Raw genomic sequence first — 16236 nt, 5'->3', positions numbered from 1 at the left:
CCGCTGTCTCCACCATTGTTAACCATGGTGGTTAAGCCGCGGTTAAGGCTAACGAAGTCTTGACGCTGTTTTCGTGCGGAAAGAGCAACAAAGAAAAACCGCCCGGAGTTTCCTCCGGACGGCTCTTCTACTCGCTGCCTGAGCTGGAGATTACTTGTAAACCGGCGGCTCGAAGCTTGGCGGCTCATAGGAAACCACCTGTGGCTGAGCGCAGTTCGCGCTGCCCTGACCGCCCAGTGCGAAACGCAGACCGGCGCGGGCTTCATGAACATGCATGCCCTCGTCATAGCCAGGACCGGCACCTTCTGCGATGCCGAACATTTCGCCACCGGAGATATTGGCGTAGCGGTACCCTGCATCAAGCTCGAGGCTGTCGGTCAGGCAATAGGAAGCACCGGCCATCAGTGCCCAGGCAAAGCGCCATTCGGCATTGCCCTCGTGATAGGTCGTCGTGGTGCCGATCGTGTTCGCCAGATCATCCCACTTCACATAGGCGCCACCAATACCTGCACCAACATAAGGCGTGATGCCGTGATAGGTGCCCAGATCCACATAGGCATTTGCCATCAGAAGCAGCGCGCTATAGGCGGAAGCATCGCTTGACACGTCAACGCCGTTGGTGGTCGAGCCGTTGAAATCGGCCTTGAGCCAGTAGTCGGCGGTCAGATCGGTACGGAAATGCTTGCTGATCTTGTAGCCGACACCACCACCAATCGAGAACGCGCCCTTCAGCTCATGCGTCGCGAAGGTCTGCGCCTGGATGGGCGGAGCGGTATAGTAATGGATGCCCCGCAGTTCGGACCAGTGGTAGCCCGCATCACCGCGAAGATACCAGTTGCCGGTGGACACCGACTTCTCCACCACCTGCGGCGGCTGGTATGGCGGCATCTCGACGACTTGCGGCTCGAACGGATCGGCAGCAAAGGCGCTCGTGGTGATGAGCAATGCTCCCACGGCAACAGAATGCTTAACGGCTTTCAGCATGAACCCCATCCTCATGGCCGCGCCCTCGACGCCGCCTTATCTTCACTTAAGCTCGTGGTTAAGATTGAAGGAAAAAGGTTAAGTCGCACTTAACTCTGATTTACCGCGTTGTACGGATATTCTGCGCTTCACTTTCCATGGATGCTGCAGACAAAGAAAAACCGCGATGATGCATCCATCATCGCGGTCTTTGCTTTCGCAACCAGACTGTATCAGGCAGCCGAGCGCACGTCGCTGATGGCGCTTATGATGTCGTCCACCACCGTGTTCACGAGGTCTGGATTGTCACCCTCCGCCATCACGCGGATCAAAGGCTCCGTGCCCGAAGGCCGGATAACCAGGCGGCCACTCTTGCCAAGCTTCTTTTCGGCATCTGCAATTGCAGCCTTTACCTGCGCATTCTCCAATGGCTTGCCACCACCGGTACGCACATTCTTCAAGACCTGCGGAACAGGCTCAAACTTGCGGCAGACTTCACTCGCAGGCTTGTTCTGACGCTTTATGCAGGCCAGCACCTGCAATGCGGTCACCAGACCATCACCCGAGGTGGAGAAGTCCGAGAGAATGACGTGGCCGGACTGCTCGCCGCCGACATTCAGCCCGTGAGCGCGCATATGCTCGACCACATAGCGGTCCCCGACCTTGGTGCGGTGCAGCTTGAGCTCACGCTCCCCCAGGAAGCGTTCGAGACCGAGATTGGACATGACGGTTGCCACCACGCCACCACCGGTCAGTCGACCGGCCTCGTGCCAGGACTGGGCAATGAGCGCCATGATCTGGTCGCCATCGATGACCGAACCGTTTTCATCGACGATGACCACGCGATCGGCGTCACCATCAAGGGCGATGCCAATATCCGCCCGAACCTCGTGAACCTTCTTGGCGAGGCTGGCTGGATGGGTGGAGCCACAGTCGTCGTTGATGTTGAGGCCGTTCGGCTCGTTGTGGATCGTGATGACCTCCGCACCAAGCTCCCACAGCGCAGCCGGTGCGACGCGATATGCCGCACCATTGGCGCAGTCGATCACGATCCTCAGGCCGGAAAGGGACATGGCGCGCGGCAATGTGCGCTTTGCATGCTCGATATAGCGGTCATGAACACCATCAACACGCTTGGCGCGGCCCAGCGCATTCGCGTCCGCCAATGCCAGCTCGACTTCCTTGTCGAGCATTGCCTCGATGCGCCCCTCGATCTTGTCGGAAAGCTTGTAGCCGTCGGGACCGAACAACTTGATGCCGTTGTCGTGGTAAGGATTGTGCGAAGCGGAAATCATCACGCCGATATCGGCGCGCAATGAACGTACAAGCATCGCTACGGCCGGAGTGGGAATCGGGCCGAGAAGGAAGACATCCATGCCCGCAGCGCAGAAACCGGCCACGAGCGCGTTTTCAATCATGTAGCCGGAAAGACGGGTATCTTTTCCAAGCACGACACGGTGGCGGTGATTGCCGTTCTGGAAGGTCAGGCCTGCAGCCATACCAACCTTCATCGCGACATCTGCAGTCATCGGAAAGCGATTGGCACGCCCGCGGATACCGTCGGTGCCGAAATATTTCTTGGCCATTGTGTTTCGTACCTGAACTGGTTTGGAACTCTTCCCCACGAAGCAATCCCTACCCTTTGCCACAAATTGCGCGGCAAAGAGGCATCACATTATGTGAGAAGTTGTAAACCACTCTTATGAACAGCGGCTTGCCATGCATGGTTTGCAAAAGCTTAACAGCGGCTTCTCGCAAAAGAAAAGCGCTGCAACGCGATCACGTTGCAGCGCTCGATATGTGTGAAAGGCTGCGAGCCTAGCCCTGCGGCTGGGGCTCCATGCCTGCATCGGGTTCTTCTCCGCCACTCTTGCCTTCCTTGCGCGCACCGGCCTTGGGCACGGTTGAGCCGCGGGAAGGAGGCGTGTCGTCACCCATGTCGCGGGACGGCTTGTCGCCGCGCATGATGGCCTGGATCTCGTCACCGGAAAGCGTCTCGTATTCGAGAAGACCTTCGGCGATGGCGATCCATTCCTTGTTCTTTTTCGTGAGAATGTCGCGTGCGGTCTCGTAAGCCTCATCGATCAGACGGCGAACTTCGCTGTCGATCTTCTGCTGCGTCTCCTGCGACATGTTCTGCTGGCGCGCGACGGAGTGACCAAGGAAGACCTCTTCCTGGTTCTCGCCATAGGCCACCTGCCCAAGCTCGTCGGAAAAGCCCCACTGGGTCACCATTGCGCGCGCAAGCTTGGTGGCCTGCTCGATATCGGAGGAGGCGCCTGACGTAATGTTCTCCTTGCCGAATTTGAGTTCTTCGGCAACGCGTCCACCCATCATGATGGCAAGGCGCGAGATCATCCACTTGTAGCTCATCGAATAGCGGTCGCCCTCGGGCAACTGCATGACCATGCCAAGCGCACGTCCGCGCGGAATGATCGTGGCCTTGTGCACCGGATCTGCCTTGGGCACGTTCAGCGCAACAATGGCATGACCTGCCTCGTGATAGGCGGTCAGTTCCTTTTCCTCCTGCGTCATGGCATGCGAGCGGCGCTCGGCACCCATCATGACCTTGTCCTTGGCATCCTCGAATTCCAGCATGGTGACCAGCCGCTTGTTGCGTCGGGCAGCCATGAGGGCAGCTTCGTTGACGAGATTGGCAAGATCGGCACCGGAGAAACCGGGCGTGCCGCGCGCAACAATCTTCAGGTCCACATTCGGGGCCAGCGGCACATTGCGAACATGAACCTTCAGGATCTTCTCGCGGCCGGAAACATCCGGGTTCGGCACAACGACCTGACGGTCGAAGCGACCGGGACGCAGAAGCGCGGGATCAAGGACGTCGGGACGGTTGGTGGCAGCAATGAGGATGATACCCTCATTCGCCTCGAAGCCGTCCATTTCGACCAGAAGCTGGTTCAGCGTCTGCTCGCGCTCGTCATTGCCACCGCCGAGGCCGGCACCACGATGACGCCCCACCGCATCGATTTCGTCGATGAAGATGATGCAGGGCGCGTTCTTCTTGGCCTGCTCGAACATGTCGCGGACGCGGGAGGCGCCGACACCGACAAACATTTCGACAAAGTCCGAACCCGAAATCGTGAAGAAAGGCACATTCGCCTCGCCCGCCACCGAGCGCGCAAGCAGGGTCTTACCCGTTCCCGGAGGGCCGACAAGCAGAACACCACGCGGGATCTTTCCGCCAAGACGCTGAAACTTCTGCGGGTCGCGCAAAAATTCAACGATCTCTTCAAGGTCTTCCTTGGCCTCATCGACGCCGGCAACGTCCTGGAAGGTCACGCGACCATGCGCTTCGGTCAGAAGCTTGGCCTTTGACTTGCCAAATCCCATCGCGCGGCCCGAACCCGACTGCATCTGGCGCATGAAGAATATCCACACGCCCAGGATCAGGATCATCGGCAGCCACGAAATGAAATAACCAAGCAAGGAATTGGAGCCGTCGCTCTCGGGTCGCGCATTGATCGTCACGCCGCGATCTTCAAGACGCTGCACGAGTGAATCATCACCCGGCGAATAGGTCTGGAAGGTCTGCTTGTTGTCCGTATAGGTGCCGGTAATACGGTCGCCGGTGATCGTAACGGAATCCACCCTGCCCGAGGACAGGTCCTGCAGGAATTCGGAATAGGCAACATCGCGCGAAGCACTGCGCTGCTGCGGCGCCTGAAACAGGTTGAACAGGGCTATGAGCAACACTGCGATTATCGCCCACAGCGCGAAATTTCTGTAGTTCGGATTCATAAAGCGTCCCGTGAGTGCGCCGAGGCCGGCAACGTCATTTGCATATCTGATCTAACATAGGGAGCGCACATGGCCTTGCCAAGCGCATCTCCTTCATTCGGTTAAGCCTTGCCTGCCATTGTGGCCTTGCAGAGGCAAGTGCGGCAGCAAACCTGCGCCGATCACATTGCCGATAGCGGCAGCAAGCGGCAGATCGAAGCTTGGCAGGAGGCGGCTCCAGGGCGCAACGAGTGGCCTGGCGTGAAAGATGTCGTCCTGCCCGACTTTGTCCAGTTGCTCCCCTTTGAACCAGGCTGCGGGCAGAGCCGAGCGCCCACCAGCCCCCAGCTGCCCATCAAATTTCTTTCGAACTACGATCTCGTAACGCCCATCCCAGACAAAGGGGCAGTCGGGTGTCGCATCCGCAAGATCGAGCCGCAGCAGATTTCGCTGCTCCCGTGCAAACCTTACCACATCCTTCCTGCAGCTTATCACCGCGCGGGCCAGACTGGCGCCTCTTCCCGCCGAAATGTTTTCAAGCACCAGGGCAGCGCTGTTCTCATCGGGCAATTGCTCGGCCCCGCCCGCCGCAGCGCACAAGGTGCGCACGCACAGGGCACGCGGGCCAGGCGATAGTGACATTAGAGCACTTCGTGAAAGTAAGAGCCGCCCCTCCTCGTCCATGCCGAGATGCAGGGCGAGGAAGTCGGCCAGATTGATGTTCTCCTCCTCACGGGCTGCGGCTGAAGCACGTTGCTCTGCCAGCACCCCGGAGATATCTGCGCCAGCAAGATGCCGGCGCGTGGCAACGCGTTCGAAGGAAATGTTTTCGTTGCTTGGGTCATCGATCCAGCGGATGCCGCGAGCATGCAGCCAGCCGCGCAATTCCTGCCGGCGAATATTCAGAAGAGGCCTCACGAACCAGACCTGCTGCCGAAAAAGGCTCGCAGGTGCGATCCCCGCCAGACCGCGCCCGTGGCCGCGCGCCTTGCGCATCACAACCGTCTCGGCCTGGTCATCCGCCGTATGCCCCACGAGGACAACCCTCGCGCCGCATTCATGCGCCGCTTGCGCAAGCAAGGCCATACGCGCCTCTCGAGCTGCAGCCATTACACCGGCTGCAGGCTTCTCCTCCTGCCATCGCATCACGCGGTGGCCTATTCCGTAAGCGTCGCACAACCGGGCAACATCTTCGGCTTCGCCTGCGGAAGCCTCACGCAGTCCATGATCGACCGTGACGGCCTGCACCTTCCAGGACCGGCCTGAACGCCGCAAATGGTCCTGCAGCAGCAGAAGCATCGCCAAGGAGTCACTGCCGCCCGAAACAGCAACGACAACGGGCTCTCCCGGCTGCAATGTCAATCTGTCGAAAGTCTCGTGGAAACGGATCACGCTCTCGGCTCAACAGCCGGCGAAAGACCGTTCTTCCTCGACGCGCTGCTTCAGCGCATCGGAAGCCTGCGGATAACGCTGGCCTATCTCGCTATAGGTGGCACATGCCACATCACGCTGGTTCATCGCTGCAAGCGCGATACCAAGCTTCAAGAGCATTTCGGGCGCCTTGTTGGCGGAAGGATGTGCGCGGCTTGCCTGCAAGAGGACTTCCGCTGCCTCGCGGTGGCGATCCTGCCCGAGAAGCGCTTCTCCCAGCCAGAACTTCGCGTCTGCCTCGTGTTCCTCACCTGAATACTGATCGATATATTGGCGGAAACCGGCTTCAGCGGTCTTGTAATCACCAGACAGGATGAATTCGTAGGAGTTGCGATAAAGCTCATCCGGGCTGCTCGTCTCGGGCAGAGCGGCGACTTCGGCTGACGGCTCGCCGTCGGGGAGCATGTCCATCGGGACCTCGTTGTCCCCGGCGACAATGTTCCCGTTCTCGTCGAAGGTGATGGAGCCCAGCGTGCGCGGTGGTTCGCCCGTCTGCGGCGCTTCTCCGGTCGAGGAAGGCGCAGATGCGGTGGCAGAGCCACCGGCATCCGGATTGGTATTCCCCGCATCAGGCGTTTGCGCCGTCTGCGTGGAAGAAGAACCGGCTGACGAGCCGGCATCGGTCTGCTTTCCCTCAAGTTCCTGGAAGCGGAACTCGTTGTCTTCCTTCATCCGGCGGATTTCATCCTGTGTCTGCAAGAGCTGGAAATTCAATTCTTCCACCAGCCCGGTGAGGCGGCGCACTTCTTCCTGAAGTGCGGAAACACGCGGATCCACCGCTTGCACCTGAATGATCGGTGCATCCTGCGCCCCCACCTGCATCTTCGGCACGGGATGCAGCCCGCCAGCACTCGCAGAACCGGCTGCGATGGCTAGAACAAGTGGCAGCAGTCCGGCACGTAACACGCTAATGCGAAATGGCATTTCGTCTCTTTCTCCAGAAAACGGCTCGAGATCACGGCCAACACGCGACCGCCAGTCCTTTTAACAGGGCGCGAGACTTCGGCCAAATTTTGATTGTATTACCCAAGATCAGCCAAAACCCGCATAGAACGGAAAAAGGCGGCGCCGCAGCACCGCCTTTGGTTCATCTGGTCCGATGGATCGGGAACTAGCTGCCCGCACCGTTGAGAACGGTGACCGCGCGGCGGTTCTGCGACCAGCAGGAAATGTCATCGCACGTCGCCACGGGCCGCTCCTTGCCGTAGGAGATCGTGCGAATGCGGTTGGCCGCAACACCCTGGCTGACGAGGTAGTCACGCGCGGCGGCAGCACGTCGGGCACCAAGCGCCAGGTTATACTCACGCGTGCCGCGCTCGTCGGCATGGCCTTCCAGCGTGATCGAGTAGTTGGAATACCGGTTGAGCCACTGTGCCTGGCGGGCAAGCGTCGCCTGTGCATCGGCACGGATCAGCGTCGAGTCGGTGTCGAAGAAGATGCGGTCGCCGACGGTGACGGTGAACTCCTGAGTGGAGCCGGGCGTAGCCGCGGAAGTGCCCGCACCTGCGCCAAGGCCAAGCTCGGCGGCATTGTTCGGCACCTGCTGCTTCGAGCGACAGCCGGCAACGGCCAAGGCTGTGAAAAGCACGATGATAGCGGGATTTTTCGTTAGGGCTGCGATACGGCGCATTGCCGTCTCTCCTTAAAATACAGGTGAACTGCTTCAGGCTCCAGTAACCATAGCAAAGTTAAGGAGCTCTCAAGAAACACGGTTAAGGAAAGGTTGCCGTCTGTTGTCCTGGCCCCTCTCCCCCTCTACGAAGCTGCCGAAGCAGCTCCGTTATGTGGCATACCTACTGTCAAATGCGGCTGAAAGGCGGCAATCAGTTGCGCAATGGTGACCAGGCTGGATCAGACGCGAAGTCGGGCGTCGGGATTTGCTGCTCGTTGCGACCGGTCAGATCGATCGAGTGAAGCTTCGGCCCACCTGCACCTGCCGCTTGACGGAAGAACATGATCACGCGGCCATTGGGTGACCAGGTGGGGCCTTCCTGCAGATAGCCGGAGGTGAGAATGCGCTCGCCCGATCCGTCCGTGCGCATGACCCCGATCTGGAACTCGCCGCCGCTCTGCTTGGTGAAGGCGATCAGGTCACCACGCGGCGACCATACCGGTGTTGAGTACGAACCGTTTCCGAAAGAAATGCGGCGCTGATTGCTGCCGTCTGCACCCATCACATAGATCTGTGCACGCCCGCCACGGTCGGAGGTGAAGACGATCTGGCTGCCGTCCGGCGAATAGGAAGGCGAGGTGTCGATGGCGTTCGTATCCGTCAGGCGCGCAGTAGCACGGGTACGCAGATCCATGGTGAAGATATTCGAATTACCATCATCGCGCAGCAGGCTCATGATCACCTTGTCGCCATTGGGCGAAAAGCGCGGTGCAAATGTCATGCCCGGGAAATTGCCAACCAGCTCGCGCTGGCCGGTCTCGATGCGCAGGAGATACACCTGAGGCTGACCGCTTTCGTAGGACATGTAGGTCAGTTCTTGCTGTTGCGGCGAAAATCGCGGCGTCAGGACGATGGAATTGCCGTTGCTGAGATAGATCAGATTGGCTCCGTCCTGATCCATGATGGCCAGGCGCTTGACGCGATTGTCCTTCGGACCGGACTCCGCGACGAATGCGATGCGACTGTCGAAATAGCCCTTCTCGCCGGTAAACTGTTCGTAGATCGTGTCGGCAATGATATGGGCGATACGACGCCAGTTCTTGGCATCCGCGAATAGCTGTTCGCCGACAAGCTGCTGCCCCGTAAAGGTATCCCACAGGCGGAATTCGGCACGCAGGCGGCCATCGGCCTCCTGTGTGACGCGACCGGTGACGACGGCCTGCGCGTTCAGAACCTTCCAGTCCTCGAAACGCGGAGCAACATCCGGGTTCGAGATCTTCTCGATGAAGGCAGCCTTGTCGATCGGAGCAAACAGGCCGGAGCGCCGCAGGTCCGCGGCAATCACGCCGCTGATATCCGCGCCCTTGCTGTCACCGGACAGAAAGTCGGTCACTGCAATCGGTGTGGGCTCTACCACGCCCTTGTTCACATCGATTTCCACCAGCGCACGCGCCGGTGTTGAAGCCATGCCGATCATCGCAGCGGCAAAGACCGCGATGGCCAGGGATGCCTTGAGGATATTTCGCATCAGCAATTGCCTCTCTGTTTCCATTTCGCCGGTCAGGTCCGTCAGAACATGTCAGATGGATCGAAATTCACGATGACGTCTGCCCAGGCACTGTATTTGTCGGCAGGCAGGTTATAGGGCGCACATTGCAGGATGGCACGACGTGCCGATGCTGCTGCAGCGCGCTCCACGGTCGAACCACTGCCCCCGGAGATGATTTCAGGTGATCCGTCGACTGCGCCGCTCGGATCCAGTTTGAACTTCACGGAAACCCGAAGATTCTCGGCATCCAGCGCACCGGCCGGAACGTTCCAGCAACGCTGGATCTGGCCGCGAAGGGCGTCCATCTCGCTCTGCGTCAGCTTTTCACCAGCCGTTTTGCTCTCGCCACCGAGCGAAGCCTGTTCCTGTGAACGCTTGGCCCCGCCACCGGAAGCCTTCTCCTTGTTCAGGAGTGCGGCCACCTGGTCGAGGACCTCGGATTCCGATTTCTCGCTCTTCTGCGCCTGCTGCTGCGCAGGCTTTTCTTCGGCCTTCTGGCGTTCCGGCGCCTTGGCGGTCTGCGGCTTGGGCGGTTGCGGACGAGCCTGCGGCACCGGTGCGCTGTCCGGCAGCTTCAAGCTCTCTTCCACCGGATTTTCCGCGACCAGCGGCTCGGAAGTCGGCTCGGGCGTTACTTCCTGACGCGGCTGCGCTTCCGGCTCGCGCTCGGGTTCAGGTGCCGGCTGCGGCTGGGTTTCGGCAACCTTTGGCTCCTCGACCGGCTTTTCAGCCGGTTTGGGCGTGGGCTTGGGCGCAGGCGGAGGCTCTGCGGCCTGCTCGACAGGTTGGGGCTTGGTTTCCGGTGTCGGCGGTGCTTCCTGGTCCTGATCTGCTTCTCCGACCTTGACCGCGTCCTCGACGGGGTCAGGCCGTTCGGTCGGCGTGGGCGCAGGCTTGTCCAGCTTCGGCGCTTCCTTCTGGCCTTCCTGTATTTGCGTCAGCGCATCGACAGGAATGATGTCCACCGGCAGCGCCTCGACATCCGCCACCTCGAAGGCACGGGGTGCCGACAGCGTGAACAGACCGAAGCCCAGCATCGCAGCATGCAAAGCAACCGATGTGGCAAGCCCCGCCTTCATGACCTTAGGTGTCCTGTTCCTGGAGAGTAACGAGACCGAGATTGCGGAAACCGGCAGCCGAAATTCGTGCCATCACACGCATGACCGTTCCGTAGTCGGCCGCCTTGTCGCCGCGTACATAGATGCGCTCTTCGTAGCCTGCCTGTGCAATGGCCTCGAGCTTCGGCACGACCTCGTCAATCGGTATTTCAGTCTCCTGAAGGAAAATCTGCCCTTCATTGTTCACCGACACCGTGATCGGCTGTGTGTCGGAGTTGAGCGCCTTTGCCTGCGTCTCCGGCAGGTCGATCGGCACGCCCACCGTCATCAACGGTGCTGCAACCATGAAGATGATGAGAAGCACCAGCATCACGTCCACGAAGGGCGTGACGTTGATTTCCGACATCAGCGCCTGCTTGCGGCCGCGCCTTCTGTGTCCACCGGCCCCGCGAGGGGCGCCTACCGACATGCCCATGCTAGTTGCTCCTCAGCCCTGATTACGGGGCGCGACCTTTTCATCGATTTGCCGCGAGAGTATGGCCGAGAACTCATCGGCAAAGCCTTCCATCCGCGCGCCGATCTTGCCTGCGTCGGAAGTCAGCTTGTTGTAGCCGATGACGGCGGGAATGGCGGCAAGCAGACCGATCGCGGTTGCCAGCAGCGCCTCGGCGATACCCGGAGCGACGACCGCAAGATTGGTGGATTTCGATCCGGCAATGGCCTGGAAGGACGTCATGATACCAACGACGGTACCAAACAGACCGATAAATGGCGCTGCCGAACCGATGGAGGCCAGAAAGCCGAGCCGGCCCTCAAGCCGTTCCATCTCGCGGGCAAGCGCCAGATCCATGGCCTTGTCGATACGCATTTGCAGGCCGTGGGGCGAACGCGCACCTTTTTCGAAACTCTTCTTCCATTCGCGCATGGCAGCCACGAAGATGGATCCCATGCCGGTGGTCTTGCGCTCCGAAAGCGAGCGATAGAGTTCTTCCAGCGACTGGCCGGACCAGAACACCTGCTCGAAGCGGTTGAGCGCCATGCGCATCCGCGCGAATGACACCAGCTTGTCGATGATGATGGCCCAGCACCAGACCGAGGCGACCAGAAGCCCGATCATGACGAGCTTCACCACCCAGCCCGCTTCCCAAAACAACGACCAGATCGACAAGTCACCACCCGGCGCGTTGAGCGCTATACTTTCCATGAAACTTCGTCCTCGTAAGATAAGGGCAGCATTTATCTGACTTCACGTCCCCGCCCACTCGCCTCCCTGCCATTCCAGCAGCAGAAAGCGTCCCCAGCGGGCCTTGCTCAGCGCTCTTCTTTCCTTCAATTTTGTTAAAAGGAAGGCGCAATGGGCCTTGGCCATACCGCTCAATGTCTTGAGGCTTTATGGTTAATTAAGCGTTACGCTGACGCTGCGGAATCGCGGATACGAGATCAATTTCCGTCGAGAAGAAGATTATCCCGCTTCACCAAGAAAAGCTGCTGCCCATTGCTTCGGGAAGCGACGTGGCTTGCCGCTGGCGCTGATGATTGCGGCTTCGACACGCGCCCTGATCAGCAGCGTATCGTCACGATGGATGGTCTGCGCCATATAGATGCGCGCGCCCGAAAGCCGCTCGACCTTTGTCTCGATTGTCATGACGTCGTCGATGCGCGCCGGCTGGACGAAATCGATCTCCATGCGCCTGACGATCCAGGCAAGTTTTTCGCCACCATGCTTGCCTTCTTCAAGCTCCGTGTGGTGCACACCGGCAAGCCGCAGAAAGTCCGAGCGTCCGCGCTCCAGAAATTCCAGATAGCGCGCGTGATAGACAACGCCCGTGAAGTCCGTGTCGGCGAAATAGACGCGCGCCCGATAGCGGTGACCTTCGCCAGTCAGCTCGCCCGCCAGCTCGTTTTCGCCAGCCATCAATCCTCCTCCTGGAAAAGATTGATCTGGGTGGCGGTGACGGCCTGCGGCGGCTCAAGTCCCATATGCTGCCATGCGCGCGCGGTCAGAACACGCCCGCGCGGCGTGCGCTGGATGAATCCCTGTTGAATGAGATAGGGCTCGATTATGTCCTCGATGGCATCGCGCGGCTCGGAAAGGGCTGCTGCAATGGTCTCGATTCCCACCGGTCCGCCGCCAAAATTCGAGGTGATCATCGTCAGGTAACGCCGGTCGAGCTGATCGAGCCCCATGGAATCCACTTCGAGCCGTGACAATGCCTGATCGGCTACCTCGCGTGTGACCTTCTCGGCGCCCGCAACGGCTGCAAAGTCGCGCACGCGACGTAGCAGGCGCCCGGCGATACGAGGCGTCCCCCGCGCGCGGCGGGCGATCTCCTCCGCGCCATCTTCCGCCATGGGCAGTCCCAGAATACGCGCGCCGCGGGTCACGATATGCTGCAACTCGTCGACCGTGTAGAAATCAAGCCGAACCGGAATGCCGAAGCGGTCGCGCAGCGGCGTCGTCAGAAGGCCAAGACGCGTTGTCGCAGCCACAAGCGTGAACTTGGCTAGATCGATCTTTACCGACCGAGCTGCCGGACCTTCGCCGATAATGAGATCTAGCTGGTAGTCCTCCATCGCCGGATAGAGAATTTCCTCAACCGCCGGATTGAGCCGGTGTATCTCGTCGATGAAGAGAACGTCGCGCTCTTCCAGATTGGTCAGAAGCGCGGCCAGATCACCGGCCTTCGCAATGACCGGACCGGAGGTGGAGCGGAAATTAACCCCCAGCTCCCGCGCCATGATCTGCGCAAGCGTGGTCTTGCCCAGTCCGGGCGGCCCAACGAAGAGCACGTGATCCAACGCCTCGCCACGGCCGCGCGCTGCTTCAATGAAGACCTTCAGATTGGCCCGCGCCGCCTTCTGCCCGACAAAATCGTCAAGCGTCTGCGGCCGCAAGGACGCATCCACATCCTCACCACGCTTGTCAGCCGTAATCAGGCGATCGGCCTCACTCATACGATTGCTCCACCAACTGTAGTGACGGAGGGATAGGTTGCTGAGCGCTGCTGTTCAACTCTCATCGCGCCAGTTCCTTCAGCCCAAGCCGGATCAGCGTTCCGGCATCGGCTCCTTCACCCGCACTCTTCATGGCTGCGGAAACCGCGCTCGCGGCCTGGTCGCGCGAATAGCCGAGATTGGCGAGTGCCGAAACGGCGTCTGCGACGGGCGCTGGTGCCGCGTTCTCGCCAAGCTCCTGTTTCAGGCCGATGGTGCCGGTGGCATCTCCCGCATAGGCCGGTGCCTTGCTCTTCAGCTCCGTAACGATGCGCTCGGCAACCTTCTTGCCGACACCCGGCGCACGCGCGACCATCGCGACATCCTTCAGCGCAATGGCATTGGCCAGTTCCGCCGTAGAAAGCGTGGAGAGAACCGCCAGCGCCACCTTGGCACCGACGCCCTGCACATTGTTCTGCAAAAGGCGAAACCATTCGCGTTCCAGCTGCGTGCGGAAGCCGTAAAGGCGGATCATGTCTTCGCGCACATAGGTTTCGATATAGAGCGCAACTGCAGTTCCCTCGCCTTCAAGGCTCGAAAGCGTTCGGGCCGGACAATAGGCCACATAGCCAACGCCACCGACATCGACCACGCAATGGTCTTCTGCGATCTCGTCGATAATGCCTTTGAGTTTGCCGATCATTTCGCAAGTTCCATGGCAAGGCGGCCCGGCGCGGACTGCCGGTGATGGGCGTGGCAGATGGCAATGGCGATGGCATCTGCCGCATCGTCGGTATCGAATTTCGCGCGAGGCATCAGGACCTTCACCATCATGTGGATCTGTTTCTTGTCACCATGCCCGACGCCGATCACCGTCTTCTTGACCGCGTTGGGCGCATATTCGCTCACGGGAAGACCCGCCCGCGCAGGCACGAGCATCGCGATGCCGCGCGCCTGGCCGAGCTTCAGCGTTGCCGAGGCATCCTTGTTCACGAATGTCTGCTCCACGGCAGCTTCCACCGGCATATGCGTGTGCAAAATGTCCGAGAGGCCATCATGAAGCTGGCAAAGGCGCGATGCGAGATCCGCCTTGCCGTCAGAAGTCACTGTCCCTGCAGCCACAAAATGCAGGCTGTTGCCAAGGCTCTCGATGATGGCCCAACCGGTGCGTCTGAGCCCCGGATCAATGCCGATGATGCGAATCGCGCTGTTCATGGCCCCACAATAGCCAGCGTCAGGCGCATTGCCACAAAATGCGTCGCGCTGCAGCCTCTGCAGGCAACCAGCTTCAGGAAACGATGTCCGGAATCCTTTTTGATACGAGCTTTTTCCTACTCGCCGCCACGGTGATGGTCGCCGGCATTGCCCGTGGCCTGTCAGGCTTTGGCACCGGCCTCATCGTGGTTCCGGTTGCTGCCGCGCTTTATGACCCGGTGGTGGCGGTGGTGATCGTGGTCATCATCGATTCCTTGCCCATCATTCCGTTGACACTGCCAGTGCTCAAGCATGTGAATTGGCGTGAAGTGCTGCCTGTAACGCTGGGGCTCGCCTTGTTTGTTCCCCTGGGCATCATGGTGCTGAAGCTCGGCGACCCTCACATACTGCGCTGGGCGATCTCCATCATCATTCTCATTTGTGCGGTGTTCTTGTGGAGAGGCTGGCGCTATCACGGCCCCAGAACTTGGCCCGTGTCGACTGCAGTCGGTGCGTTATCAGGCCTGCTTGGGGGCATCGCCTCGATCCCCGGCCCTCCCGTCATCATGTACTGGATGGCTTCGGCTGCCCCGGCATTCATGATCCGTGCAAACCTGATGGCCCTGTTCATGCTGGGCGAGGTATTCGCGTTCGCCAACCAGTGGGCGGCCGGCTTCCTTACCGCCGAGCGCGTCTGGCTAGGTGCCGCGATGGCCCCGATCTACATGACTGGGTTGGGAACAGGATGTCTGCTCTACGGTCGGTCGGCAGAGGCGACCTACCGGCGTATCACCTTCAGCCTGGTCGTGGCATCAGCACTGCTGGCCATGCCGCCTGTCGGGCGCGCACTCCGCAGTGCCTTAAGTGGTCTTGTCGCCTGAAAACAGGATCAGCCGCGGCCGAATGCGGTGCGCAGAAGCGTGATCTGGTCGGAAACGGGATTCGTGCTCAGCGCCCCGTCGTCACTCTCGTCCTCATGAGGACCGTAGATTTCCTCATCCATGCGACGCACAAGCGCTTCCAGACGCAGCGAACGGTCGACGAGATCGCGAAACTCTTCCGGCAGTCCTTCCCAACCCGGTGCATCACGTCCGGTGGATGCGGTATCGAGGCGCACTTTCGCCTTCTCGGCTGCTACCTGTTCGCGCGTCATTTCGCCGGCATTGGCCGCACGCTGGAGAAGAAGCCAGGAGGCAAGCTGCATCAGGCGGGTGGTGAGGCGCATGGATTCGGCGGCATAGAGACCGGCAGCGGTTTTCGACAGGCCCTTGGCCGCTGCACGACCCGGTCCGTCCAGATATTCCGCCGCTTCCTCAACCAGCCCCATGCCCTCATTGTAGAGCGGCTTGAATGACTGGGAGAAAACCCTTCGCTCGGCCAGCTTGACTGTTTTGGCGCTGCCCGTACCCGTCGTTACCATGCGAGATCCGCCCCGAAATCTTTACTCTACGCGCCAGCTGCAAAGCCTTGAGACGCTGGTTGTGAAAAGTTGGCGGGGAAGATGCGCCTCACTCCGCGTGAAGGCAAGTCCCCTCTTAACAAAAGGTTAACGCACAATCGGGCGAAAAAAAGAGCCGCAAACGCGGCTCTCAGGAGTTTAACAGGGAGGCGTCAAACAGAATGGCACCAGCCACTCGGTAAGAATCCAGATCACTGGATACCCACAGTAAACACTCATAAAGCTTAATGCATGGTTAACATGCGCAGTTAAGTTTGACTAAAAGCCGGTCATGCACCCGTGAAGCAACGCCATTGCCGTG

The 16236-nt window shown here is 60.0% G+C and carries 16 protein-coding genes; 1 reads left to right on the top strand and 15 read right to left on the bottom strand.

Annotation, left to right across the window (positions count from 1 at the left end):
- Positions 1-150 precede the first annotated feature (150 nt).
- The 14 genes from EL18_RS15125 to ruvC form a co-directional block, all read right to left on the bottom strand.
- On the bottom strand, positions 151-993 hold the full coding sequence (locus EL18_RS15125; RefSeq protein ID WP_081871255.1) for an outer membrane protein: 843 nt from the start codon (positions 991-993) through the stop codon (positions 151-153).
- A 203-nt stretch (positions 994-1196) separates the two neighbouring features.
- On the bottom strand, positions 1197-2549 hold the full coding sequence (glmM, locus tag EL18_RS15120) for a phosphoglucosamine mutase (RefSeq protein WP_036486042.1): 1353 nt from the start codon (positions 2547-2549) through the stop codon (positions 1197-1199).
- Positions 2550-2781: 232 nt separating this feature from the next.
- Positions 2782-4719, bottom strand: a complete 1938-nt coding sequence (gene ftsH, locus EL18_RS15115; RefSeq protein WP_036486040.1) for an ATP-dependent zinc metalloprotease FtsH — start codon at positions 4717-4719, stop codon at positions 2782-2784.
- 93 nt (positions 4720-4812) lie between these two features.
- A complete protein-coding gene (gene tilS / locus EL18_RS15110) occupies positions 4813-6090 on the bottom strand; it encodes a tRNA lysidine(34) synthetase TilS (RefSeq protein ID WP_051914332.1) in 1278 nt (425 codons plus the stop codon).
- 9 nt (positions 6091-6099) lie between these two features.
- Complete coding sequence (gene ybgF / locus EL18_RS15105; protein ID WP_036486038.1) at positions 6100-7053, bottom strand: tol-pal system protein YbgF; 954 nt, start codon at positions 7051-7053, stop codon at positions 6100-6102.
- A 187-nt stretch (positions 7054-7240) separates the two neighbouring features.
- A complete protein-coding gene (gene pal / locus EL18_RS15100) occupies positions 7241-7759 on the bottom strand; it encodes a peptidoglycan-associated lipoprotein Pal (RefSeq protein WP_036486036.1) in 519 nt (172 codons plus the stop codon).
- Between the two features lie 193 nt (positions 7760-7952).
- Positions 7953-9269 (bottom strand): Tol-Pal system beta propeller repeat protein TolB, encoded by a 1317-nt coding sequence (gene tolB / locus EL18_RS15095; RefSeq protein WP_036486026.1) that lies wholly within the window; start codon positions 9267-9269, stop codon positions 7953-7955.
- 41 nt (positions 9270-9310) lie between these two features.
- Positions 9311-10369, bottom strand: a complete 1059-nt coding sequence (locus tag EL18_RS15090) for a hypothetical protein (protein WP_036486024.1) — start codon at positions 10367-10369, stop codon at positions 9311-9313.
- Between the two features lie 4 nt (positions 10370-10373).
- Positions 10374-10823 (bottom strand): protein TolR, encoded by a 450-nt coding sequence (gene tolR, locus EL18_RS15085; protein ID WP_036486022.1) that lies wholly within the window; start codon positions 10821-10823, stop codon positions 10374-10376.
- A gap of 12 nt (positions 10824-10835) precedes the next feature.
- Entirely contained in the window at positions 10836-11552 is a 717-nt protein-coding gene (gene tolQ, locus EL18_RS15080) for a protein TolQ (protein ID WP_036486020.1), read from the bottom strand.
- Between the two features lie 258 nt (positions 11553-11810).
- Positions 11811-12263 carry a tol-pal system-associated acyl-CoA thioesterase gene (gene ybgC / locus EL18_RS15075; RefSeq protein ID WP_036486018.1) on the bottom strand — a complete coding sequence of 151 codons (453 nt, stop codon included), beginning with the start codon at positions 12261-12263 and terminating at the stop codon, positions 11811-11813.
- Complete coding sequence (gene ruvB, locus EL18_RS15070; RefSeq protein ID WP_036486016.1) at positions 12263-13303, bottom strand: Holliday junction branch migration DNA helicase RuvB; 1041 nt, start codon at positions 13301-13303, stop codon at positions 12263-12265. The genes ybgC and ruvB overlap by 1 nt, the downstream gene beginning before the upstream one ends.
- 61 nt (positions 13304-13364) lie before the next feature.
- A complete protein-coding gene (gene ruvA, locus EL18_RS15065; protein WP_036486014.1) occupies positions 13365-13985 on the bottom strand; it encodes a Holliday junction branch migration protein RuvA in 621 nt (206 codons plus the stop codon).
- On the bottom strand, positions 13982-14497 hold the full coding sequence (ruvC, locus tag EL18_RS15060) for a crossover junction endodeoxyribonuclease RuvC (protein ID WP_036486012.1): 516 nt from the start codon (positions 14495-14497) through the stop codon (positions 13982-13984). The genes ruvA and ruvC overlap by 4 nt, the downstream gene beginning before the upstream one ends.
- An 83-nt stretch (positions 14498-14580) precedes the next feature.
- Between ruvC and EL18_RS15055 the strand changes: the two genes are divergently transcribed.
- A complete protein-coding gene (locus EL18_RS15055) occupies positions 14581-15357 on the top strand; it encodes a sulfite exporter TauE/SafE family protein (protein ID WP_244444614.1) in 777 nt (258 codons plus the stop codon).
- Positions 15358-15365: 8 nt separating this feature from the next.
- On the opposite strand, the gene rcdA is transcribed toward EL18_RS15055, so the two are convergent.
- Positions 15366-15896: a protease adaptor protein RcdA gene (gene rcdA / locus EL18_RS15050; RefSeq protein WP_036486010.1), complete on the bottom strand. Its 531-nt coding sequence runs from the start codon at positions 15894-15896 to the stop codon at positions 15366-15368.
- Positions 15897-16236 lie beyond the last annotated feature (340 nt).

This window comes from Nitratireductor basaltis (assembly GCF_000733725.1).
Lineage (GTDB): Bacteria > Pseudomonadota > Alphaproteobacteria > Rhizobiales > Rhizobiaceae > Chelativorans > Chelativorans basaltis.
Note: the sequence above shows the minus strand (reverse complement) of the source record. Positions and strands in the feature narration are given on the sequence as shown.

Bases quoted from the DNA above. Each gene is read 5' to 3' on its own strand.
- EL18_RS15055 (WP_244444614.1), top strand. From the start codon at position 14,581: ATGTCCGGAATCCTTTTTGATACGAGCTTTTTCCTACTCGCCGCCACG.
- ybgF (WP_036486038.1), bottom strand. From the start codon at position 7,053: ATGCCATTTCGCATTAGCGTGTTACGTGCCGGACTGCTGCCACTTGTT.
- ftsH (WP_036486040.1), bottom strand. From the start codon at position 4,719: ATGAATCCGAACTACAGAAATTTCGCGCTGTGGGCGATAATCGCAGTG.
- glmM (WP_036486042.1), bottom strand. From the start codon at position 2,549: ATGGCCAAGAAATATTTCGGCACCGACGGTATCCGCGGGCGTGCCAAT.
- pal (WP_036486036.1), bottom strand. From the start codon at position 7,759: ATGCGCCGTATCGCAGCCCTAACGAAAAATCCCGCTATCATCGTGCTT.
- tolR (WP_036486022.1), bottom strand. From the start codon at position 10,823: ATGGGCATGTCGGTAGGCGCCCCTCGCGGGGCCGGTGGACACAGAAGG.
- ybgC (WP_036486018.1), bottom strand. From the start codon at position 12,263: ATGGCTGGCGAAAACGAGCTGGCGGGCGAGCTGACTGGCGAAGGTCAC.
- EL18_RS15090 (WP_036486024.1), bottom strand. From the start codon at position 10,369: ATGAAGGCGGGGCTTGCCACATCGGTTGCTTTGCATGCTGCGATGCTG.
- rcdA (WP_036486010.1), bottom strand. From the start codon at position 15,896: ATGGTAACGACGGGTACGGGCAGCGCCAAAACAGTCAAGCTGGCCGAG.
- tolB (WP_036486026.1), bottom strand. From the start codon at position 9,269: ATGCGAAATATCCTCAAGGCATCCCTGGCCATCGCGGTCTTTGCCGCT.
- ruvC (WP_036486012.1), bottom strand. From the start codon at position 14,497: ATGAACAGCGCGATTCGCATCATCGGCATTGATCCGGGGCTCAGACGC.
- ruvA (WP_036486014.1), bottom strand. From the start codon at position 13,985: ATGATCGGCAAACTCAAAGGCATTATCGACGAGATCGCAGAAGACCAT.
- ruvB (WP_036486016.1), bottom strand. From the start codon at position 13,303: ATGAGTGAGGCCGATCGCCTGATTACGGCTGACAAGCGTGGTGAGGAT.
- tolQ (WP_036486020.1), bottom strand. From the start codon at position 11,552: ATGGAAAGTATAGCGCTCAACGCGCCGGGTGGTGACTTGTCGATCTGG.
- EL18_RS15125 (WP_081871255.1), bottom strand. From the start codon at position 993: ATGGGGTTCATGCTGAAAGCCGTTAAGCATTCTGTTGCCGTGGGAGCA.